The 22,889-nt window shown below is 55.4% G+C and carries 22 protein-coding genes; 6 read left to right on the top strand and 16 right to left on the bottom strand.

The genetic code is table 11. The features are described from left to right. From AC0T7J_RS00310 to hemA, 4 genes are read right to left on the bottom strand one after another with little or no spacing between them, the layout of a single operon-like run. Positions 1-393, bottom strand: a complete 393-nt coding sequence (locus AC0T7J_RS00310; protein WP_045140430.1) for a SirB2 family protein — start codon at positions 391-393, stop codon at positions 1-3. A 23-nt stretch (positions 394-416) separates the two neighbouring features. Continuing rightward, positions 417-1,250: a peptide chain release factor N(5)-glutamine methyltransferase gene (gene prmC / locus AC0T7J_RS00305; RefSeq protein WP_473791348.1), complete on the bottom strand. Its 834-nt coding sequence runs from the start codon at positions 1,248-1,250 to the stop codon at positions 417-419. Then, the gene (gene prfA, locus AC0T7J_RS00300; RefSeq protein ID WP_010245863.1) at positions 1,250-2,332 is read right to left on the bottom strand and encodes a peptide chain release factor 1; all 1,083 of its coding nucleotides are present in this window, start codon (positions 2,330-2,332) and stop codon (positions 1,250-1,252) included. Before prfA ends, prmC begins: the two co-directional genes overlap by 1 nt. 42 nt (positions 2,333-2,374) lie before the next feature. Further along, complete coding sequence (gene hemA / locus AC0T7J_RS00295; RefSeq protein ID WP_143990133.1) at positions 2,375-3,631, bottom strand: glutamyl-tRNA reductase; 1,257 nt, start codon at positions 3,629-3,631, stop codon at positions 2,375-2,377. Between the two features lie 216 nt (positions 3,632-3,847). On the opposite strand from hemA, the gene lolB reads away from it, so the two are divergent. The 4 genes from lolB (at position 3,848) to AC0T7J_RS00275 (ending at position 7,775) form a co-directional block, all read left to right on the top strand. After that, positions 3,848-4,471, top strand: a complete 624-nt coding sequence (gene lolB / locus AC0T7J_RS00290) for a lipoprotein insertase outer membrane protein LolB (protein ID WP_473791346.1) — start codon at positions 3,848-3,850, stop codon at positions 4,469-4,471. After that, on the top strand, positions 4,468-5,325 hold the full coding sequence (ispE, locus tag AC0T7J_RS00285) for a 4-(cytidine 5'-diphospho)-2-C-methyl-D-erythritol kinase (protein ID WP_473791344.1): 858 nt from the start codon (positions 4,468-4,470) through the stop codon (positions 5,323-5,325). The genes lolB and ispE overlap by 4 nt, the downstream gene beginning before the upstream one ends. Before the next feature lie 136 nt (positions 5,326-5,461). Next, positions 5,462-6,409: a ribose-phosphate diphosphokinase gene (gene prs / locus AC0T7J_RS00280; protein ID WP_010245874.1), complete on the top strand. Its 948-nt coding sequence runs from the start codon at positions 5,462-5,464 to the stop codon at positions 6,407-6,409. A 214-nt stretch (positions 6,410-6,623) separates the two neighbouring features. Next, positions 6,624-7,775 carry a GGDEF domain-containing protein gene (locus AC0T7J_RS00275; RefSeq protein WP_473791343.1) on the top strand — a complete coding sequence of 384 codons (1,152 nt, stop codon included), beginning with the start codon at positions 6,624-6,626 and terminating at the stop codon, positions 7,773-7,775. On the opposite strand, the gene ychH is transcribed toward AC0T7J_RS00275, so the two are convergent. After that, positions 7,772-8,047: a stress-induced protein YchH gene (gene ychH, locus AC0T7J_RS00270; RefSeq protein ID WP_473791341.1), complete on the bottom strand. Its 276-nt coding sequence runs from the start codon at positions 8,045-8,047 to the stop codon at positions 7,772-7,774. The genes AC0T7J_RS00275 and ychH overlap by 4 nt on opposite strands. Positions 8,048-8,302: 255 nt before the next feature. Between ychH and pth the strand changes: the two genes are divergently transcribed. Beyond that, a complete protein-coding gene (gene pth, locus AC0T7J_RS00265; protein WP_010245882.1) occupies positions 8,303-8,890 on the top strand; it encodes an aminoacyl-tRNA hydrolase in 588 nt (195 codons plus the stop codon). Positions 8,891-8,998: 108 nt separating this feature from the next. Then, positions 8,999-10,090, top strand: coding sequence for a redox-regulated ATPase YchF (gene ychF, locus AC0T7J_RS00260; protein ID WP_010245885.1), 1,092 nt, complete (start codon positions 8,999-9,001; stop codon positions 10,088-10,090). 256 nt (positions 10,091-10,346) lie between these two features. Here the strand turns inward: ychF and AC0T7J_RS00255 are convergent, their stop codons facing one another. The 11 genes from AC0T7J_RS00255 to AC0T7J_RS00205 form a co-directional block, all read right to left on the bottom strand. After that, positions 10,347-11,255 (bottom strand): LysR family transcriptional regulator, encoded by a 909-nt coding sequence (locus AC0T7J_RS00255; RefSeq protein WP_473791337.1) that lies wholly within the window; start codon positions 11,253-11,255, stop codon positions 10,347-10,349. 400 nt (positions 11,256-11,655) lie between these two features. Continuing rightward, complete coding sequence (locus AC0T7J_RS00250; RefSeq protein WP_473791335.1) at positions 11,656-12,477, bottom strand: M55 family metallopeptidase; 822 nt, start codon at positions 12,475-12,477, stop codon at positions 11,656-11,658. Beyond that, entirely contained in the window at positions 12,474-13,517 is a 1,044-nt protein-coding gene (locus AC0T7J_RS00245; protein ID WP_473791334.1) for a DmpA family aminopeptidase, read from the bottom strand. Before AC0T7J_RS00245 ends, AC0T7J_RS00250 begins: the two co-directional genes overlap by 4 nt. A gap of 2 nt (positions 13,518-13,519) precedes the next feature. Next, positions 13,520-14,404 (bottom strand): ABC transporter permease subunit, encoded by an 885-nt coding sequence (locus AC0T7J_RS00240; RefSeq protein ID WP_473791332.1) that lies wholly within the window; start codon positions 14,402-14,404, stop codon positions 13,520-13,522. Next, positions 14,401-15,333, bottom strand: coding sequence for an ABC transporter permease (locus AC0T7J_RS00235; protein WP_473791330.1), 933 nt, complete (start codon positions 15,331-15,333; stop codon positions 14,401-14,403). The genes AC0T7J_RS00240 and AC0T7J_RS00235 overlap by 4 nt, the downstream gene beginning before the upstream one ends. A gap of 82 nt (positions 15,334-15,415) precedes the next feature. After that, positions 15,416-16,957 (bottom strand): glutathione ABC transporter substrate-binding protein, encoded by a 1,542-nt coding sequence (locus AC0T7J_RS00230; RefSeq protein ID WP_473791328.1) that lies wholly within the window; start codon positions 16,955-16,957, stop codon positions 15,416-15,418. A gap of 25 nt (positions 16,958-16,982) precedes the next feature. Then, complete coding sequence (locus AC0T7J_RS00225) at positions 16,983-18,845, bottom strand: ABC transporter ATP-binding protein (RefSeq protein WP_473791327.1); 1,863 nt, start codon at positions 18,843-18,845, stop codon at positions 16,983-16,985. A gap of 15 nt (positions 18,846-18,860) precedes the next feature. Then, on the bottom strand, positions 18,861-19,826 hold the full coding sequence (gene dgcA / locus AC0T7J_RS00220; protein WP_473791325.1) for an N-acetyl-D-Glu racemase DgcA: 966 nt from the start codon (positions 19,824-19,826) through the stop codon (positions 18,861-18,863). 1 nt (position 19,827) lies between these two features. Next, a complete protein-coding gene (dgcN, locus tag AC0T7J_RS00215; RefSeq protein WP_473791324.1) occupies positions 19,828-20,835 on the bottom strand; it encodes an N-acetyltransferase DgcN in 1,008 nt (335 codons plus the stop codon). Positions 20,836-21,313: 478 nt separating this feature from the next. Continuing rightward, the gene (tri1, locus tag AC0T7J_RS00210) at positions 21,314-22,399 is read right to left on the bottom strand and encodes an ADP-ribosylarginine hydrolase Tri1 (RefSeq protein ID WP_473791322.1); all 1,086 of its coding nucleotides are present in this window, start codon (positions 22,397-22,399) and stop codon (positions 21,314-21,316) included. Positions 22,400-22,477: 78 nt separating this feature from the next. After that, positions 22,478-22,720, bottom strand: coding sequence for a hypothetical protein (locus tag AC0T7J_RS00205; protein ID WP_473791320.1), 243 nt, complete (start codon positions 22,718-22,720; stop codon positions 22,478-22,480). Between the last annotated feature and the right edge of the window lie 169 nt (positions 22,721-22,889).

The following is a 22,889-nucleotide window of genomic DNA, read 5'->3' as shown; positions in this document are numbered from 1 at the left end:
CTATCCCCATAACGGCATTTTGGTCAGCGCCAGCTTAATGATGGTCACCAGGGCGATTAACGCTACCAGAAAAGCGATCCAGCGGGTGCGATCAGTGCGTGGACGGCGACTCAATGCCACAAATCCTAAGGCGATGTAGATGATAACCGCTAAAAGCTTCTCCGTCAGCCAGCTTCCTTGCGGCGTGAAGGGATAGAAGTGGGTAATCATCACCAGCGAGACGCCGGTCACCAGTAACAGGGTGTCGTTAGCATGCGGCAGGATACGCACCCAGCGTTTCGTCATCATAGCCGATCCACGGCGCAGCCAGTAAAACCGCAGCAGGAACAGCGTCACGGTAAGCACCACCGTTAAGATGTGCAGATTTTTAATCAGGGGATAAAAGGCGAACATCATGAATCCTTTTCAAATCGCTTTTATGAAGGGAACTGACCTAAGGTCACACGCGGGTTACCGCCGTAATCATCGACAGTTTCCACGGCGTGATAGCCATTTTGCCGCATCAGCGAGGCCACCGCCTCGCCCTGCTGCCAGCCATGTTCCAGCAGCAGCCAGCCACCCGGCAGCAGCCATGTGGGCGCCTGCTCGATCAGCGTGCGCAGATCCGCCAGTCCCGCTTCATCCGCCACCAGCGCGCTGCGCGGTTCAAAACGCACATCGCCCTGCTCCAGATGAACATCGCTGGCATCTATATAGGGTGGGTTGCTGACAATGAGGGTAAAGCGCTGTGGCGTCAGCGCCTGAAACCAGTGACTGAGCAGAAAGGTGGTGTTGGTGAGGCAGAGCTGCTGCGCATTACTGTTCGCCAGTTCAACGGCGGCTGCAATGCGATCCACGCCGGTCACCTGACAATCGGGACGCTCGCTGGCCAGCGCCAGCGCAATCGCTCCGGTGCCGGTGCCCATGTCCAGAAGGGTTGCCGCTGTAGCGGGCAGACGCGCCAGCGCCTGCTCCACCAGCAGCTCGGTATCCGGGCGCGGGATCAGCGTGGCGTCATTGACGCGCAAGGGAAGCGACCAGAACTCGCGTTCGCCCACCAGATGCGCCACCGGCTCACCCCGGGCGCGACGCGCCAGCAGGCTATCCAGCTGCGCAAGCTGCTCGTCGCTGAGCACCGTTTCATCAAAAGCAATTAACCAGCTGCGTGATTTGCCGGTCACAAAACCTAACAGGATCTCTGCGTCACGCTTCGGACTGTCACCCCCGCACAGCGTGGCGACCGCCTGTTTCAGCCAGTGACGAATATCCATTAATCCTGACCAGCCAGCGCCGCCAGCTGATCGGCCTGGTACTCCTGCACGATCGGCTCAATCAGGCTGTCGAGTTTCCCTTCCATCACTTCATCCAGACGGTAGATGGTCAGGTTGATACGGTGATCGGTCACGCGGCCCTGCGGGAAGTTGTAGGTGCGGTTACGGTCAGAACGATCGCCGCTGCCCAGCAGGTTGCGTCGGGTACTGGCTTCGGCGGCGTGACGGCGGGCCATCTCTGCAGCGTGAATACGCGAGCCCAGCACCGCCAGCGCTTTGGCTTTGTTTTTATGCTGCGAACGTTCGTCCTGACACTCCACCACGATACCGGTTGGCAGGTGGGTAATACGAATAGCGGAGTCGGTGGTGTTAACGTGCTGACCGCCTGCGCCGGATGAGCGGAAAGTATCGATCTTCAGATCGCCCGCATTGATTTCCGGCAGTTCCGCTTCCGGGATTTCCGGCATCACGGCCACGGTACAGGCAGAGGTATGAATGCGGCCCTGAGATTCGGTCTCCGGCACGCGCTGCACGCGATGGCCGCCTGACTCAAACTTCAGGCGTCCATAGGCACCTTCGCCGGTCACGCGGGCAATCACTTCTTTGTAACCGCCATGCTCGCCTTCGTTGGCACTGATGATCTCCACGCGCCAGCGACGCGCTTCAGCATAGCGGCTGTACATGCGGAAGAGATCGCCGGCGAAAATCGCCGCTTCATCGCCGCCGGTTCCGGCGCGCACTTCGATAAAACAGGCGCGCTCATCGTCGGGATCTTTCGGCAGCAACAGCACCTGCAATTGCTGCTCCAGCACGTCACTCTTCTCACGCGCTTCCTGCAACTCTTCCTGCGCCATGTCGCGCATTTCAGGATCGTCGAGCATCTGCTGCGCGGTTTCGATATCTTCCTGCACCTGCTGCCAGTCGCGGAAGCAACGGGTCACATCGGTCAGCTGAGCATATTCGCGTGACAGCGCACGGAAACGCTCCTGATCGGCGATCACGCCTGCATCGCCCAGCATCGCTTCCACTTCTTCGTGGCGCTCCTGCAGGGCTTCCAGTTTGGCAACTATAGAGGTTTTCATTTAAATGTGGGATTCCCGTAACAGGTGGCGACAGCGGTGTGCCTAATCGAGACCCAGGCTGTCGCGTAAAATCTGCAGGCGTTCATTATCGCCGTCGCGGGCGGCCTGCTGAAGTGATTTGGTTGGAGCGTGTATTAAACGGTTGGTCAGCTTGTGCGCCAGTTCCTGCATGACTTTCTGCGGATCGGCACCCTGCTGCAGCGCCTGCAGCGCACGGCCTTCCAGCTCAGCGCGGATCTCTTCCGCCTGAGAACGATATTCACGGATCGTATTGACCGCGCCCTGTGAGCGCAGCCACGCCATGAATTCGCTGCTTTCCTGAACCACGATGCTTTCGGCCTGAACCGCGGCCGCTTTGCGCTGCGCCAGGTTCTGCTCGATGATCGCCTGCAGGTCATCCACGCTGTAGAGATAGGCGTTAGGCAGGTCGCCCACTTCCGGCTCTACGTCGCGCGGCACCGCAATATCGACCAGCAGCATTGGCTTGTTACGTCGCGCTTTCAGCGCGCGCTCCATCATTCCCTTACCAATAATCGGTAGCGGACTGGAGGTGGACGAGATAATAATGTCGGCTTCCGCCAGACGGGCGTCGATCTCCGCCAGCGTGATCACCTCTGCACCCACTTCCGCCGCCAGCGTTTCGGCACGTTCGCGGGTACGGTTGGCGATGATCAGATTTTTGACCTGATGTTCACGCAGATGACGCGCCACCAGTTCAATGGTTTCCCCTGCGCCAACCAGCAAGACATTAACGGAAGAGAGCGATTCGAAGATCTGACGGGCCAGCGTACAGGCGGCAAATGCCACCGACACCGCGTTGGCACCGATATCGGTTTCCGTACGCACGCGTTTGGCAACCGAGAAGGTTTTCTGGAACATGCGCTCCAGTTCACTGCTCAGCGCCTGACCGCGTGAAGAGTCGGCAAAGGCTTTTTTCACCTGACCGAGGATCTGCGGTTCGCCCAGCACCAGTGAGTCGAGCCCGCTGGCGACGCGCATCAGGTGGCTGACCGCCTCGTTATCCTGATGCCAGTAGAGGCTGTTTCGCACATCCTCTTCATCGAGCTGATGATAATTGCATAACCAGCTCACCAGACGTGCCTGTAAATCGGCCTGCTGCTCTACACTCAGGTAGAGTTCAGTCCGGTTACAGGTGGACAACACCACACCGCTCTGCACCATTGGCTGTGATAACAGGCTGTTTAACGCCTGCTCAAGCGTCTCCGGCCCGAACGAGACGCGTTCGCGCAGAGCAATGGGGGCTGTCTTGTGATTGATTCCGAGAGCGAGCAGCGTCATGGTGGTTTTGGTTGGGATGTCCCAATAATGTCAGGGTTTTGTGAGGCGCATTCTACAAGATGCGGCAGATCAAGAAAAGCCATACAAAGGCTATGACTGTAATAAGATTAACCCGATCGTGCTCAATTTGCTGCATAACAGCATTGACGGTTAAAACCGGGACGGTTAGCGTTATCCGTTACGAATAATAAATGTGTCCGAGGAGATGACCACTTGATGCTTAATTCACCACGCAATCTGTTGCGCCTTTTGCCCCTTGCCAGCGTGCTGCTGGCAGCCTGTAGCGTCAACAAACCGCAAGGCCCGGGCCCCAGCGTGACCGCGCCACAGTGGCAACAGCATCAGCAGGCGGTCTCAAAGGTCACGCACTATCAGACCCGCGGCGCCTTTGCCTATCTTTCTGACAAGCAGAAAGTCTATGCCCGCTTCAACTGGCAGCAGACCGCGCCCGACCGCTATCGCCTGCTGCTGACCAATCCGCTGGGCAGCACCGAACTGCAGCTGGATGCGCAGGGCTCGGTGGTGCAGATTGTCGATAACAAAGGCAAGCGTTATGTCAGTAACGATGCGCAGAAAATGATTACGCAGCTGACGGGCATGAACATTCCGCTGGCGAATCTGCGCCAGTGGATGATGGGTCTGCCAGGCGATGCCACCGACTATCAGCTTAACGAGAGCTATCAGCTGCGCAGCCTGAACTACAGCCGCGACGGTCAGAACTGGCAGGTCTCTATTGCGGGCTACGACAGCAAAGTCACCCCGCCGCTGCCTTCGAGTCTGGAGCTGAAAGAGGGTGACCAGCGGATTAAACTGCGTATGGACGGCTGGACCGTTCAATGATCACCCACTGGCCTGCCCCGGCAAAACTGAATCTTTTTCTCTACATCACTGGCCGTCGTCCCGACGGCTATCACAACCTGCAGACGCTGTTTCAGTTTCTTGATTACGGTGACCAGCTGCAGATTACCGTCGATCAAAGCGGCTCGATTACACTGTTAACGCCCGTGGCGGGTGTTGCGGATGCGGACAACCTGATTGTCCGCGCTGCGAACATGCTGAAACAGGCGGCGCAGGAAAACCACCGCCTGTCCGCTCACGCGGGCGCGCAGATTGCGATTGAGAAAAACCTGCCCATGGGTGGCGGTCTCGGTGGCGGCTCCTCTGACGCGGCAACTGTGCTGGTGGCGCTGAATCATCTGTGGCAAACCGGCTTCACGCCGGATGAGCTGGCGGCGATGGGCGTGAAGCTGGGCGCGGATGTGCCGGTGTTTGTCCAGGGCTTCGCGGCCTTCGCCCAGGGTGTGGGTGAACAACTTCATCCCGCAGAGCCGGAAGAAAAGTGGTATCTTGTCGCCCATCCCGGCGTGAATATCAGCACCCCAGTAGTATTCAACGACCCCGAACTGACGCGAGATACGCCATCGCGCAGTTTATCGACGCTTTTAGCATCACCCTTCACCAATGATTGTGAAGCAGTGGTAAGAAAACGTTTTCGTGAGGTTGATGAGCTTGTTTCCTGGCTGCTAGAATACGCGCCGTCACGCCTGACTGGCACGGGCGCTTGTGTGTTTGCTGAATTCGACACCGAGTCCGCTGCCCGCCAGGTGCTGGAGCTTGCCCCGAATGGGGTGCGCGCATTTGTAGCCCGGGGCGTAAATGTCTCGCCGCTACAGCGTACCCTGCGAGGCGATTAGCGAATGCGTGACAGTGTCACCACGTTCCGGACACTGCACGTTTCGCATCAACACACCCGTGTGAACGCACATGACCGTACGCGCCGGTTACAGTCATGCCGTTCATTCTCTGGACGCAAAGCCTGAGGTTCTTCTCGTGCCTGATATGAAGCTATTTGCTGGTAACGCCACCCCGGAACTAGCACAACGTATTGCCAACCGCCTTTACACCAGCCTGGGAGACGCCGCTGTAGGACGTTTCAGTGATGGTGAAGTGAGCGTACAGATCAACGAAAATGTACGCGGTGGTGATATTTTCATCATCCAGTCCACCTGTGCCCCCACCAACGATAATCTGATGGAACTGGTTGTGATGGTCGACGCGCTGCGTCGTGCTTCTGCTGGTCGTATTACCGCAGTCATCCCCTACTTTGGTTATGCCCGTCAGGATCGCCGCGTGCGTTCCGCGCGTGTACCTATCACCGCTAAAGTAGTGGCAGACTTCCTTTCCAGCGTCGGTGTTGACCGTGTTCTGACGGTTGACCTGCACGCCGAGCAGATCCAGGGCTTCTTCGACGTCCCGGTTGATAACGTATTTGGCAGTCCGATCCTGCTGGAAGATATGATGCAGATCGGTCTGGAAAACCCGATTGTTGTTTCTCCCGATATTGGTGGCGTAGTACGTGCCCGTGCTATCGCTAAACTGCTGAACGACACCGATATGGCCATCATCGATAAACGCCGCCCTCGCGCGAACGTTTCCCAGGTGATGCACATCATTGGTGACGTTGCTGGCCGCGACTGCGTGCTGGTCGACGACATGATCGACACCGGCGGCACGCTGTGCAAAGCGGCTGAAGCGCTGAAAGAGCGTGGTGCTAAACGCGTCTTTGCTTACGCGACCCACCCGATCTTCTCCGGCAATGCGGTTGAAAACCTGCGTAAATCTGTACTCGACCAGGTAATCGTCTGCGATACCATCCCGCTCTCTCAGGAGATTAAGTCACTGCCGAATGTGCGCACGCTGACCTTATCTGGCATGCTGGCCGAAGCCATTCGCCGCATCAGTAACGAAGAATCAATCTCGGCAATGTTCGAGCATTAATCTTCGCGGAACCGGGCCCTGTGCCCGGTTTTTTTATGCCTGCCGGGCGCCCGATTAACGCGCTTCGTTTTCTGATATTTTCGCGATTAATTCCCCCAAAATCGCCTGTTTTCAACGCCACTCACTCTTTTGATAAAACGCCGCGTTCCCCGCTTCTGACTTGTGCCGTAAAGTGGTAATTTGCAGCGCATTTCTCATAAGAACCCTGAACGCCATGAACCTCGATATCTATACGTTATTTGTCTGTGAGCTTTATGTGCTGGGGTTTCTGAGCATCATCATGATTTTTGCCTGGTTCGGATCGCAATTTGACCGGGTTCTCGGCTTCACCTGCCTGTCGCTGGTTTTTACACTGATTGCCGTATTCTTAAGTAGTCTGCGCAGCAGTGGCCTGCATTTCCTGCCCGTTGCAGTGGGTAACGTTTTAGTGATGCTGGCTTACGGCGGATTGCTAAATGCGTTCCGGCGCTTCTGCGGCAAGCCCATCGGCACTCACTGGCTGCTGGGCGCCCTGCTCTGGGCCATCCTATGCTGTTTCCCGGCGTTCTATTACAGCTTACCCAAACGGGTGCTGGTGCTCTGCATCGCCTGCATCGCCTATACCGCCGCACTGATCCAGCTGCTCTGGCTGGCGCGCGACACGTTAAAGGCGACCTTCTGGCCTGCACAGCTGCTGCTGTGGATCCATCTGCTGTTTCACCTTGCTCGCCTGTTTCTGGACAGCGCGATTCCCAGCACGCTACCTGGCGCGATTGGCGGATCAAATTTTTCGATTTATGTCATCCTGGAATCGATTCTGTTTGTCATCGGTCTGACCTTTACTATCCTGGCCATGGTGAATGAACGGATGCAGTCAGTTTTAAAGCATGCCTCGATGCACGATCCTCTGACCAGCGTCTGGAATCGTCGGGCTTTATTTAATGAAGCAGAGAAGATTGTGGCGCGATGCCGCCGTCAGAATCGGCCCTTTAGCGCGATACTGTTCGATCTGGATCATTTTAAGAGCATTAACGATCGGTATGGCCATCAACAGGGCGACCAGATATTGATTCACTTTTGCGAGATTGTCAGAGAGCTGATACCGGCTGAGGGGCGTTTTGCGCGACTGGGCGGAGAGGAGTTTGCGGCTATAATCCCGGCGGCGGCAAAAAATGCAGAAGTCTGGTGTGAGACGATTCGGCAGGCTGTCTGTGCGTCACAACCCAATTCAATCACCTACTCAGTGAGCATTGGGTTTGCCACGGTCACACATCAGCAGCAGGGTTTTGACGATTTACTCGCGCTGGCGGATAAAGCGCTCTATCACGCCAAGGCCAGCGGCCGGAACCGCATCGCGCAGCATCCGGTCACTGCTGGCATCAGTTAATGGTGTGAATTGTGCGACCGGCGACAACGTTTGTCATAGTGACGATGCCAGTAATAACGATCTTCAACCTTTTCACGACCACTCAGACCCGCCCCCACCAGCCACATCATTGCACCAACAAAGATGCCTAAGATTGCACCCTGCGCCAGCGCATCTGGCAGGTCAAGCGCGGGAAGCTGGTTCATAATTGAGAAACCGACACCCAGTATCATTGTGACTAATCCCAGTACCATCAAGCTGTTACCCGCTACACGGCAATGTTGATGTTTCATGCTGCACCTCCATCCATATGAGTCAATAACCGCACACAATGTTAAGTGCCATAAGTTTAGGCAATGGATGGGGCCAACGTTGCGGGCTGGATCACACATCAGTCATAAAGAACCTTCTGGCCCTGTTTGCAGTCTGTTGATTTAGATAGAAAATGATTAATCACTGCCCTGAACCATTTCAATGCTTGTACTTTGTCATCTCGGCCATGGCGAAGTAAACTAACGCCCTTTCGCGATAACAGCAGGATAATCATTGTGAGCAGCATTAAACTGATTGTGGGCCTTGCCAATCCAGGCGCTGAATATGCCGCCACGCGCCACAATGCGGGTGCCTGGTATCTGGATTTACTGGCTGAGCGCCACAATCAGTCACTGAAAGAGGAAGGCAAATTCTATGGCTATACCGCCCGCCTGGCGATAGCCGGAGAGGATGTGCGCCTGCTGGTGCCGACCACCTTTATGAATCTGAGCGGGAAAGCCGTGGCGGCGATGGCGACCTTTTATCGCATCGCGCCAGAAGAGATCCTGGTGGCGCATGATGAACTCGATCTGCCACCCGGCGTGGCGAAGTTCAAGCAGGGCGGCGGACATGGCGGCCATAACGGGCTGAAAGATATCATCAGCAAACTGGGCAACAACAACAATTTCCATCGGCTGCGCATCGGTATCGGGCATCCCGGCGATCGCAACAAGGTGACCGGATTTGTGCTGGGCAAGCCGCCCGCCAGTGAGCAGAAGCTGATTGATGATGCTATTGATGAGGCGGCGCGCTGCACCGAACTGTGGCTGAAAGAGGATCGTATCAAGGCGATGAACCGGCTGCACGCCTTCAAGCCTGCTTAAACGCCCGAATCGTCGTGATTCCGTGTATAATGCGCGAAATTTTTCAATTCGTCTCCGACAGTCCGCCTTCCTGCGCACTGTCCATCCAGTTATAAAGGGTATCAAACCATGGGATTCAAATGCGGTATCGTGGGCCTGCCGAATGTCGGTAAATCCACTCTGTTTAACGCGCTGACTAAAGCGGGCATCGAAGCGGCTAACTTCCCCTTCTGTACCATTGAGCCAAACACAGGCGTGGTGCCGATGCCTGACCTGCGTCTCGACCAGCTTTCTGAGATTGTTAAGCCGCAGCGCGTGGTGCCGACTACCATGGAATTCGTCGATATCGCCGGTCTGGTAAAAGGCGCGTCAAAAGGTGAAGGTCTGGGCAACCAGTTCCTGACCAACATCCGCGAAACCGAAGCGATCGGCCACGTGGTGCGCTGCTTTGAAAACGACAACATCATCCACGTTGCGGGCAAAGTTAACCCGGCTGAAGATATTGACGTGATCAACACTGAGCTGGCACTTTCCGATCTTGAAACCTGTGAACGTGCGATTCAGCGTGTGCAGAAAAAAGCCAAAGGCGGCGACAAAGATGCCAAAGCCGAGCTGGCTGCGCTGGAGAAGTGCCTGCCGCATCTTTCTGAAGCGGGCATGCTGCGTTCACTGAATCTGGATGAGGACGACAAAGCGGCAATCCGCTATCTGAGCTTCCTGACCCTGAAACCCACTATGTACATTGCTAACGTCAATGAAGATGGTTTCGAGAACAACCCGTACCTGGATCAGGTGCGCGCTATCGCCGAAGCGGAAGGTTCCGTTGTGGTGCCCGTGTGCGCCGCTGTTGAGTCGGATATCGCCGAGCTGGAAGATGAAGACCGTGACGAGTTCATGGCAGAGCTGGGACTGGAAGAGCCAGGCCTGAACCGCGTTATCCGCGCCGGTTACTCCCTGCTGAACCTGCAGACCTACTTCACCGCAGGCGTGAAAGAAGTGCGTGCCTGGACCATCCCGGTTGGCGCGACAGCTCCACAGGCAGCCGGTAAAATCCACACCGACTTCGAGAAAGGCTTTATCCGCGCCCAGACCATCGCGTTTGAAGACTTCATCGCTTATAAAGGCGAGCAAGGTGCTAAGGAAGCCGGCAAGATGCGTTCAGAAGGTAAAGAGTACATCGTGAAAGATGGCGATGTGATGAACTTCCTGTTTAACGTCTGATTAAAGATTGTTGTCTCATGGGGTTTTACTGAATCTCATGACCATCACAGAATAAATCCACGCTCTTGTGTGGATTTTTCATTTCAACGCCGTCTCAATAATCTCTTTCAGCACATTTCACCAATGCCGGAACCATTGCCTTAAAGAAGGTTCACTGTTCAGGCTCCGCGCTTTATGGTGCGAAAGTCAGCGAACGAATCTGATGCTGCCTGAGCACACCCTCTTCCCCTGCTCTTCACCTGAAAGCGGCGCTTATTCAGCCACCCATAAACTGCGCTTCGCACTGCCGGGCGATCTCCCACAGTCTGTTACGGATGACCTGCTTAAGTTGCAGAGTGGACTGCGACTGTGGCTGGTCACGGCGGCTGATCAGCATCACTTCAAACGGCAGGGGCTGCGCTATCGGTAGCAGCTTTAGCTGTCCGGCATAGCGACAGGCGGTGAAGAGATCCACGACGCCCGTGCCGCCGCCTGCCAGCACCATATCCGCAATGACCGAATAGGTTTTAATCGACAACGACACGGCGGGATTCAGTTTTTTATCGCGCAGCGCTCGGTGAAGTACGCGTCCAAGCGGATCCTGAGCCTGCATCATCAGTAAATTATTGTGGCATAACCACGCAAGCGTAACAGGTTCATTACGGGGATGATTGAGCGGTAACAGCGCGACCATCGAAGACTGAAACAGAGGCTCAGCCAGAAGATCCGCATCGACCTGCTGACCAAAAACCAGCGCGAAATCGAGCTGATTATCCAGAATCATCTGGCATAAGGTACTAAAGTGCTCGGTGACCAGTTCGACACTGACCGAGGCCATCTGTTGCCGCCAGGTGACCAATGCGGGCGCCAAAACCATCTGACCAAAAGCGTGAGCCGCTCCGACGCGAACTAACTGCCCTTCGCCCCGCCGCAGCTGTTCGGTAAGCTGGGTGATAGATTGCAGGCGCTGGCAGAGATCGTCTATTTCAGGCAGGAGACGTCGCCCTTCTGCCGTCACACTCATTCCCTGTATACGTCGCTCAAACAGCGCAAACCCCAATTGCTGTTCAGCATGATTCAGCACACGGCTGATATTGGGCTGCGAGACATTGAGTAAGCGCGCCGCAGCGCTGATGCTGCCGGTCTGTACGATGGCCTGAAAGACCTCTATATGGCGGAGCCGCATGACTATTTACCCTGGATGGAATACCGAAAACGAAGGCCTCTCCGACAGGCTGTACGATCAGGTCCGGGCGGAGGGTGAGAGAGCAATCATTATCCTGTTGCAAAAACTGTACCGCAAAACCGTTGCAGGCTCAGCTGCCTGTCTCGCCCCATCCGTACCCGGCAGTCCTGACTGAAGCCTTTGGAGGGAGCGGGTCTCGCGCTGACGTGGTGCAGTTAAAGGAACGCTGGTCAGCAGCGTGGGTTGCGCGGATTTAAGCCAGCAGCGATCCTGGCTCGTCAGAGGGAAGATGCGCATGCACAGTCCGCAATACAGGCGGTGTGCCTGGCAGCGCGGTTTCAGGAGAACAGTAAAGGCGGGCTTAACGGGCTGCCGTTGCATGCAGCCCGGGATAATTTCGCTATGACTGTGTGCTCGCCAGATAAGAGAATGCACTGAGTAAACTGATTAACGTCTCCATATTCTCGGCCTGATACGCCACGGTAACGGCATCCAGACGCGTGACGCCGGGGATCAGGCTGAACAGATCGGCCAGCACCGGTTTAGTGGCCTGAAGGCGCATCGCGTAAGGTGCCGTCAGGCGGCTCGTGCTCATCTGAGGGGGATGTTGCAGTGCGGCGCTTGCTGCGGCAGCGATCGCACGCTGTGCCGCTTGTGGGCTGAATGATTCCGCGCAGGTATGAGAAATGGCGCGTTTTACACAGACGTAATTGACTGCTGAGTAGTGTTCCGCAATCCAGCTCTGTAACTGATCGTCGCCGGTGACCAGCAGCAATGGCGTGCCGTGCTCAGCAGCGGCGGCCGCATAAATATCGGTTTCTCCCATCACCTGACCATTGATATGGATACGCCAGAATGCCCGGCCGTTGATGGTATGCGCCAGTACGCCGGGTTCACCTGCTGCGCTGTGAAATCCCACCAGAAACAGCCCGTCGAACGTCTGCTGCTCTATCCCTTCCACCATCGACAGGACACGGGGTTTTCCCTGCACCAGCCGGGCGCGGGGATCGATATTTTCCGCACGCAAATTGGTCATCTGCGCATGGCTGTCTGCCACCACCACTTCCGTTGCCCCGCCTGCAAAAGCCCCCTCAATCGCAGCATTCACTTCCTGCTCCATCAGACCACGGGCCAGCTGATGTTCCGGGTGGCCGGGTGTACATTGCTCCGGGCGCATGACCCCCGCGATGCCTTCAATGTCGGCCGAGATAAAAATTTTCATGTCGTTAATCTATCCAGAATCTGCGTCAGTGAGGGGCGATGATGACCGCGTAAGCCGGTAACAGCCTCAGCGCTCAGCAAAGCATCCAGTACAGCCTGTTCAGTTGCATCTGCCGCTGCCGCAAGCAGCGGCTCCAGCGTGTCGTCCTGTGGCGGTTGCGGCAGAGGTTGCGTTGAAAACGCCACCGCAATATCGCCCGATCCGTGGCCCCAGTAACTGCCCAGCCGTCCCAGGCCAGCGCCGGCTCGCTTCGCGATGCGCTTTAACTGACGTGCGTCCAGCGGTGCATCCGTCGCCATGATGATGATGACAGAACCGGCATCCAGCTGCGGCGCCTCCCCGGCCAGCAGCGGCGCAATCATCTCGCCAGCCCGAACGCCATCGAGCGTTAATACTTCCAGTGCGCCGAAATTGGCCAGCACCAGCACGCCAAGCGTGGCGTTGAGCGAGGGAATAACCCGCGAGGCGGTTCCTATGCCCCCTTTCAGGCTGAAACAGCTCATCCCGCGCCCTGCGCCGACGCTGCCGCGCGCGAAGTCTGCTGAGGCCGTCTGCAATGCCTCCTGCGCCATCGCTTCAGTGATGGCCAGCGCCTGGATATCATTCAGCCAGCCATCGTTGCACTCCAGCACCAGCGGATTGACCGTGGGCAGTGTTCGTCCCAGTTCCGGGTTACGACTGATGGCATCCCGCACCAGCGTGGTAAATAGCGTGCCGACCGCCAGCGTGTTACTGAGCAGAATCGGCGTCTGAAGCACGCCAAGCTCCTCTATCTGAACCAGTCCGATAGGTTTCGCAAAACCGTTCAGGACCTCAACCCCACACGGCAGCGGCGTGAGAAACAGATTGCCGCCCGGCGGTAGGACAGCAGTTACGCCAGTCTGCTTTTCGCCTTCATTCAGCGTGCAATGTCCGACACGCACGCCCGCCACATCGCTGATTCGATTCGTGGGTCCGCAGGCGCTTCGCGGCTGCCCAAGCTGACGTCTGTCGCGCCAGCGTTTCAGCAGCAGTTCACGCTGCAATTGTTGGAAATCCATAGTCAGCCCTTGAATTTTGGATCGAGCGTGTCGCGCAGCGCATCCCCAAGCAGATTGAAAGCCAGCACGGTGATAAAGATCGCCAGCCCCGGAAATACGCTCATGTGCCACGATCCGGCCATCATCATGCTTCGGCTCATCGCCAGAATATTGCCCCATTCAGGCACGTCAGGCTCCGGACCCAGTCCGATAAAACTCAGGCCCGCAGCGGTCAGAATACTGGTGCCAATGCGCATAGTGAAATAGACAATCACGCTGGAAAGCGTGCCGGGCAGAATATGCCGCAGGATAATGACGCTGTCTGGTGCACCGGCACAGCGCACGGCTTCAACATAGGCAGCCTGCTTCAGAGAAAGCGTCGACGCCCGCACGATGCGGGCAAATACCGGCACGCTGAATACCGCGACGGCGATAATGACATTGTTCAGGCCCGTCCCCAGCAGCGCTACCACCGCAATGGCCAGCAACATACCGGGAAATGCAAATAATACGTCGGCACCGCGCATGATCAGCATATCGACCCAACCGCCGTAATAGCCCGCCAGTAAGCCCAGCATAACCCCGACCAGCATGCCGATCGTCACCGACAGCACGCCGATATAGAGCGAGATACGCGCGCCATAGATAATGCGGCTGAGCAGGTCGCGCCCCAGTTCGTCCGTCCCCATCCAGTGTGCCGCCGTGGGCGGCGAAGATAACGCCATCCAGTCCGGAGCCATGGGATCCATGGGCGCCAGCCAGGGCGCAAAAATCGCCACCACAATCAACAGCAGCACAAACCCACCTGAAACCAGCGCCAGAGGGTTCCGCACAAGGGCATGCAGGAAATCGCGCCACGGCGAACGAATAATCTGAGGCGCATTTTCAGTCAGCGATTGAATACTCATTTCGGCTCCTGTCGCAGACGAATGGCCGGATTGACCACCGCATAAAGCAGATCGACCAGCAGATTAATCACAATAAATTCAAACACGAACAGCATCACCAGCGCCTGAATCACCGGCTGATCCTGCGCTTTGATCGACTCAATCAATAACCAGCCTAACCCTGGCCAGTTGAAAACACTCTCCACCACGATGGATCCGCCCAGCAGAAAACCGAACTGCAAGCCCAGCATGGTAATCACCGGGATGAGCGCATTGCGCATCACATGTTTCCACGTCACCAGGCGGTTACGCAGCCCTTTGGCTTTGGCGGTACGCACGTAATCTTCCTGCGCCACCTCAAGAAACGCCGAACGGGTAAAGCGCGCCATTACTGCCGCAACCGACGAACCCAGCGTAATGGCGGGCAGGACAATATCGCTGGCCCTGTTAAAGCCGCTGACCGAGAACAGCCCAAAAGGCATCGCGACGAACTGGATGAGCAACAGCCCCAGCCAGAAGGCTGGCATCGAAATCCCGCCGACCGCCACGCTCATCAGCGTCCAGTCCTGCCATCTTCCACGTTTCAGTGCAGCCATAACGCCGAATAACAAACCGAGAATGACGGACCAGGTAAAACCCGCTAAGGCGAGCCACAGCGTCGGCATGAAGCCCTCTTTGATCACCTCCAGCACCGGTTGCTGGGTGCGATACGTGGTGCCCAGATCGCCCTGCAACAGGCTGCCGATCCAGTGGAAATACTGCTGCGGCAGCGGATCGTTAAGCCCGAGGTGCTGACGCGCCGCTTCGATCGCCTCAACTGGCGCATCCGGTCCGGCATAAATACGCGCCGGGTCGCCCGGCATGAGTTTGATAAAACTGAAAACCAGCAAGGAGACCACCAGCAAAACCGGGATCATCTCCAGCAATCGGCGAATGATGTATGCAAACATGCCATTCCCTGAAATGAGGTGCGACTGGCCTCTTCACGTCCCTCATCCGTTCCGGACAGGGGACGAGGAAGAAGAGACCGTCTTATTTAAAGGACGCCTGAGTGAACAGTAAATTGCCATCAGGCAGCATCGAAACGCCGCTCAGCGTGTTGCGTTTGCCCACCAGATTGTCTGGCGTGCCAAGGAACGCCACCGGTGCTTCTTTCCACAACACCTTTTGCGCTTGTGCATAGGCGATGCCACGCTTTGCCGGATCGGCCGTCGCCAGCCCGGCCGCAATCGCTTTATCTGCATCAGGGTTACTGAAGTAGGAGACGTTATACGAGGTCGGAACCCAGGATTCTGTAGCAAACAGCGGACGCAGCGCCCAGTCGGCATCCCCTGTAGAGGTCGACCAGCCGCCATAATAGAGGTCAAACTCCGCCTTTTTCGGGTCCTGAACGCCCCACAACTTAGCGTTGCGCGTGCCGGAATCCATCGGTGTTACCGTGGCACGAATGCCTGCCGTGGCCAGTTGCGCTTTCAGCACCTGAGCGGCACGGACGCTGGCCGTGGCGTTGGTCACCCAGAGCTTAAGATCCAGCCCCTGCGGATATCCCGCCGCTTTCAGCAAGGCTTTGGCCTTATCCGGCGCATAGCCGTAATCAGGATCGCCCTGTTTCTGATAAAACTGTACGCCTTCCGGGATCGCGGATGTGGCAGGTTTGCCCAGACCGGCGAAGGCCACTTTCAGCCACAGATTACGGTCAATCGCATAGTTGATGGCCTGACGCACCCTAACATCGGCCAGCGGCTTGTGCTGCGTGTTGATCGCCATGTAATAAAGATAAATGCTCGGATCGCGCTGAATGGAAAGATGGCTGTCCTGCTGAACGGCCGCGATGAGGTCTGAAGGCAATGGCCAGATGGCATCTACCTGGCCCGATTTCAACGCTGCCACCCGTGTCGCATCTTCAGGACTCGGCGAGAAGATGACACGGTCGACTTTAGGCCATCCCTGCTGCCAGTAGCCTGCATATCTGGCCAGCGTAACGGCTTTGCCTGGTTTCCAGTCGACAAAGGTAAACGGACCGGTTCCCACCGGATGCAGTCGCAACTGCGCTTCGTCCGGATATTGCTTAAGAATTGACGGGCTCCACATCACCGCGGAAGGATGCGCCAGGGTGTTGATAAAGGCCCCGAACGACTGATTCAGATCGATTTTTACCTGGTCGGGTGCCAGCACCATGACTTTATCAATCATTTTGTAGAGGCTGTTACGCTTCAGCCCTTTTTTCTGATCTGCCAGACGATCAAGGTTCGCTTTGACGGCTTCGGCATCAAACGGGGTACCGTCCTGGAAGGTAACGCCTTTGCGCAGCGTCAGCGTAAATTCGGTGGCACTGTCATTGGAGGTATAACCGGTCGCCAGCCAGGGTTGCAGCTTCATCCGGGAATCAAACTGGAACAGGCGCTCAAAGATGCCGCTCTGAACCGAGTAGCTGACATTATCCGAGGTGTCGTGCGGATCCAGCCCCGTGATATCGGCATACATTGAAATGCGCAGATCCTGTGCCTGCGCAGTCATGACCAGCGTCGTCGTCAATGCGAGGGCGAGCGAAGTACGGCGAAACAGCGTTTTCATAGATTCTCCTGGTCGTTGAGGATAATTACAATGCAATGCCGTCAGCGACCCAGTGATGGGGCGCAACCTGGCGATAACGGGGTTTAGTGACCGTTTCGCCCACCTTACGCAACGGCGAGGGAATTTCGCTGTCGTCGAAAAGACGGGGCTGACGGTTCTCTGGATCGGCGACCGGCACGGAGGCCAGCAGACGTTGGGTATAGGGATGTTGCGGCTGATTAAAGACCGAATGGCGCGGACCCAACTCCACAATCTGGCCGAGATACATCACCGCGACGCGATTAGCAATACGCTCGACGACCGCCATATCGTGAGAGATGAAAATCCATGCCACGCCCGTTTGCTGCTGCAGATCCATCATCAGATTGACCACCTGCGCCTGAATCGAGACGTCAAGGGCCGATACCGCTTCATCAGCAATTATCACTTTCGGTTTCAGCGCCATCGCGCGGGCAATGGCAATACGCTGACGCTGACCGCCAGAAAATTCGTGCGGGTAACGACGCGCGTGCTCAGGCAGGAGACCGACGCTCTTCAGCAGCGCGTCTATCTGTGGGGAAGCCTGCTCAAGCGAAGAGACCATGCCATGTAACAGCAACGGCTCGGCAATGGTGAAACCCACTGTCAGGCGGGGATTCAGTGACGCATAGGGATCCTGAAACACCATCTGAATTTCACGGCGGAGCGGCTGGAACTCTGCCTCTTTCAGGTCAGAGATTTCCTTGCCTTCAAAGTGAATACTTTCAGCGTCACTGTTGATAAGGCGCATCAGCGCCCGTCCGGTTGTCGATTTGCCGCAGCCGCTTTCACCCACGATGGCCAGGGTTTCACCTGGCCACAGACTGAAATCAATCTGCTCAACCGCATGCACGTGATGCGTCAGGCTCGATAAGATGCCGCTGCGGATGGGGTAATAGACTTTTAATCCGCGCACATCCAGCAGCGGCGCCACGTCATAGCGAGCGGTATGCTGTTCGTCTTGCACAGCCTCGCGGGCACCGGGCAGAGGAAAGCGTTGCGGCCACCTGTGTTCCCGCATATCACCGAGTTTTGGTACTGCCGCCAGTAACGCTTTGGTATACGCATGCTGCGGGGCGGCAAAAATCTCAGACACGGTTCCCTGCTCTACCACTTCGCCACGCAGCATGACCACTACGCGATCGGCGATTTCCGCTACCACGCCCATATCATGAGTAATAAACAGCACCGCCATTTGTTTCTCGCGTTGCAGCTCACGCAGAATATGGAGAATGCGCGCCTGTACGGTGACATCCAGCGCAGTGGTAGGCTCGTCGGCAATCAGGAGTTGCGGATCGCAGGCAAGGGCCTGGGCGATCATCACACGCTGCCGCATGCCGCCTGACAGCGAGTGAGGATAACTTTTCATGACGCGGTCCACATCGGCGATACGCACCTGTCGCAGCAATTCACGCACCCGCGCATGGGCCTGCTTTCTGTCGCACTGCTGATGATCGCGTAATGCCTCGGTAAGTTGATCATCAATGCGCAGCACCGGATTCAGCGAGGTCATGGGCTCCTGAAAGATCATCGCCATTTCACGGCCACGCAACGTGCGGCGCTGAGCATCATCCAGCGTTTCTAACGCATGCACTTTTCCGCGGCGGTCGCGGAACTGCATGCTGCCGCCATCGACACGGCCGCTGTTTGCCAGCAAGCCCATCACAGCCAGCGACGTGACCGATTTACCTGAGCCGCTTTCACCCACGACGGCGACGATTTCACCTGGATGAATGGCAAAACTGATACCTTTGAGTGCCTGATTCTTACCGCTACGTCCATGAAACGAGACGCTGAGATCCTGAATCGCCAGCACGGGAGAGGCAGAGGCAGAACGGGTTGCAGGGGAAGTACGTTGTGTGTCCGTCATCGTCGCCTCGCAAAGTTATAGCCAGATACGGCCCTGGGAGTAGCTCAGGAAAGGAGAACTGTCGGCGGCTAGCCAGATGGGGCCATCCAGATCGACGAACTCAGCGTTAACCGCGACGGGCAATGCGGCCTCCATGGCCAGTGACGAGCCCAGCATGCAACCGACCATAATGCGCATATTGAGCGTCCGGGCTTCATCCACCATCGCCAGCGCTTCAGTCAGGCCACCGCACTTATCCAGCTTGATGTTGATCATCTCGTAACGATCGCGTAGTCCGGCAATATCCGCCCGCGTATGGCAGCTCTCATCGGCACAGACCGGTATGGGATGTTTGAAACGTAACAGGTCATGGTCCTGTCCGGCGGGAAGGGGTTGCTCCACCATCGCGATGTTGAAGGCCTTAAGCGCCACCAGCAGGCTTTCCAGTTCCAGACCCGACCAGGCTTCATTGGCATCGATAATGAGCGTGGCATGCGGTGCCGCCGCGCGAATCGCCGCCACTTTTTCCAGAATCGCATTACGATCGAGCTTAATTTTGAGCAGGAGGGCGCCACGTGACACAGCATCCGCCGCCGCGAGAGCCATACATTCCTGCGTATCGAGGCTAAGGGTTTCTGCCGTAACGACCAACTCTGGCTGAGAGCAGGTGCTCTTTTGCCACAGCGTCTGATTAGCCCGTGCGGCATCAAGTCGCCATAGCGCACAGTCCAGCACGTTGCGCGCTGAACCGGCGGGTAAGCGGTGTTGCAGATCATGACGGCTGAGGCCCGACTCCACGTCAGTGCGTACCGCTTCGAGCATGGCCTTAACGCTATCCGGTGTCTCATCGTAACGCGCCGTTGGTGTACATTCGCCCTGCCCGATGAATCCCTCCTGTTCCAGCGTGACACGGATGACCGTCACGGCGGTACGGGTACCGCGTGCGATAGCAAAGGGTCGCGCCAGCGGCAACTCCACCACCTCAATCTGCAACTTTCTCATTTCAGCCACGCTCCTGAAGCAGTGCGGCGATCTCATCAATACCAAAACGCACCGGATCTGTGGCCGGTAAGCCAAACTCAGCGCTGATTTCGGCGCAATAAGCGAGCGCCTCTTCTTCACTGTAATTGGAGGTGTTGATAGCAAAGCCAGCCAGCTGAACGGACTCACTGGTCACCTGCGCGGCACGCAGATTGGCTTCAACGCACGCCTGCAGGCTGACCATGGGCTGGTGTGGCAAATGACGCATGTGAGGTCGTCCCATTTCATGACACATGACCAGCCAGTGTGGTTGCGCACCGTGCATCAGCCCCATACTGACGCCCGCATAAGAGGGGTGGAACAGTGAGCCCTGACCTTCAACGATATCCCAGTGGTCCTCGTCATTCGCCGGTGACAGTGCTTCTGCTGCACCGGCAATAAAATCAGCGATGACCGCATCCACAGCAATGCCCTCCCCTGCGACCAGAATCCCAGTCTGTCCCGTGGCACGAAAATCGGCTTTCAGGCCGCGCGCGCGCATCGCCGCTTCCAGCGCCAGTGAGGTGTACATCTTGCCCACTGAGCAGTCCGTACCGACGGTCAGTATCCGCTTACCTGAACGCTTCTTACCGCTGCCTACACTGAGCGCTGGACGCATATGACGCAGGTCAAAAAGCTCAACACCCGAAGCCTGCGCAAGCGTCACCAGTTCCGGTTCATCCACCAGTCGGTGATGCAGACCACTGGCCACATTCAAGCCTGCTTTGATCGCACTTTTGATCGTTTCCAGCCAGTGCGCTGGCAGATAGCCCCCGGCATTGGCAGTGCCAAGCACCAGCGTTTTCGCTCCGCGCGCTTTGGCGCCGGGAATATCCAGTTCATCCAGACCCAGACTGACCGTGCAGCCCGGCAGTTTAATTTCGCCAACGCACTGCTCCGGCCGCCAGATATGAATACCGCGCGCCGTTTTTGCCGCAAGGGGATCGGTAACATCGCCAAGAAAGAGTAAATAGGGTTGTGGGATTAGCATGTTGTCTCTCGTTTCAGCCAAAAGATCAGGTTCTGAAACCACTATTTCATGCGTTCTGAAAGGTGACGAATGCTTGTTTAGCAGGAGGGTATAACGGCAGGTTATAGCCAGAGGGAATAGTGATAATGGATGGGTTTTTCAGGGGGATTGGAGAGAGGTCAGATTAAAATATGGGGCGAACCATAGGAAAAGGAGATGTTTATGCAGGCATAAAGGATGGGCTATGGACCGGAGCAGGAGAAGGTAAAATGGCTTACGCAGCACTTAACTGTAGGGCGGTTGGTAATTAAATTCGTGGCAAATGCTATCGGCAATGTCAGGTTAAATCAGCGTACTTATAGACCGAAATTTAGAATAACCATTACAACAAAATAATCAATTCAACCTAAACGCCTTGTAAAATTAAAAAGCTTAATTATTGTACATCGCAAATGCATTTAGTAAAAAAATCCCATATTTAAAATATGGGATGTCGAAATTAATCTGTTTCTTCAGGTGCGAGGTAAAAAAGTTCTTCTGCCATTGAAAGAATTCTGTCTTTTTGTACTGTTTTATCAACCCATTCCTTAGGGATGCCTGATAAACCATACAATGCACCCGCTAACTGGCCTGCGGTTGCTGCCACGCTGTCAGCATCATCAGCAAGATTTGCCGCCAGCAAAACAGCATCTTTAAAATTGTCTGTATGCCAGACGGCCCATAATGCTGCCTCAAGGGTGTCGATGACATAACCAGAAGAGCGAATTTGGTCACGATGCTTTTCTTTATATTCGCCGGCATTAATGATGAGAATCCTTACCATTAAAGACATTTTATGAGGCGAGAGAGCCTCATCCTTACCATAACCATTTAAAAGGTAATGTAAAATTAAATTCAAATACTGGCAGCTGTTTATGGATTCTGGCGCACGATGTGTTGCTGTACTTTGGCTTTTGGCATCACGCCAGCCATCAATAAATGATTTTCGTCTAAAAATTGCCACAGGGGCATGACGAATCAAAGCGGCATTCCCTGCGGTATCTGGGGAGGTGTTACCTATCCAATCAGGACCATTTTTGATTACTTGCTCAAGAGCATAGCGAGTAGCATTGCCTATATCAAAACAAACTCCATTAGAACTATTATGACCCGATTTATACCAACTTATTAATTTCCTCCTGAATAATTTCGTATCACAAAAATTATTTTCAATGTAGGTTTCTGCCAGACACAAAGCCATTGACGTGTCATCAGTCCATTCACCGGGCTTAAGATTAAATGGGCCTCCGCCAACCATATCGTAAATGTTAGAACTGTCGCGAATCTGGAATTCCAGAGTGGTCCCCACTGCATCACCAACGGCAAGTCCCATGAGTAAACCTTTGGCTTTATCTAAGGCCTCAATGTCAGAAATACGTTGTTTCAGCGTATTCATCCACTCCGGTTTCTTTGGCTTTTCATCAGGCATTGGCCGATGTTCGTAAGCCATCCGGTTGATGAGTTGAGGCGATAGCTCAGGCAACAAATGTGCATACTTCCTTGCATATGTTTTAAGTTCAGATTCTGACAATCTTAGATCTATCATACAAATTCCTTTTCAATTACGTGGGAGGCAAAGCGCTACAACATTTCTTAGTCTTTTCTCTCTCTTGCTTAGCAAACGCTAAGGACCAAAATAGTGCATTAGCGTATCCATATCATTCCAGTCATCTTGTGTAAGTGGCTGTTTCTCCATGCTGCTAAATTTGTGCCTGATGGCTTTCATTGGAATTGCGTACTCATTTTTTGTTGCTAAATCCATTAACAGGTCTATATCAGACTGATTTTTTAAGGTTCTGTTTAAAAGATTCAGCAACATCATTTCAGCTTCTTTTCTCTCTGGAACACACATTTTTAATTCCTCCAACAGATTATCATTATGTAACGGTTAAACCTTTCCATGCTGATGTACGTGTAAATCTCAGTTTTCTTAACCTGTTAAAGCAGGAGATTGTTTGCTTTTATTCCAGGGCCCCCTCACTACGTCTATATCAGCCGCATCCTGTAAGGCGTCCAGACTTTGCTTCAGCCCTGGT

Source organism: Pantoea sp. E956-1 (genome assembly GCF_982223955.1).
The sequence above is the reverse complement of the archived record's forward strand: the minus strand, read 5'-3'. Positions and strand labels throughout refer to the sequence as shown.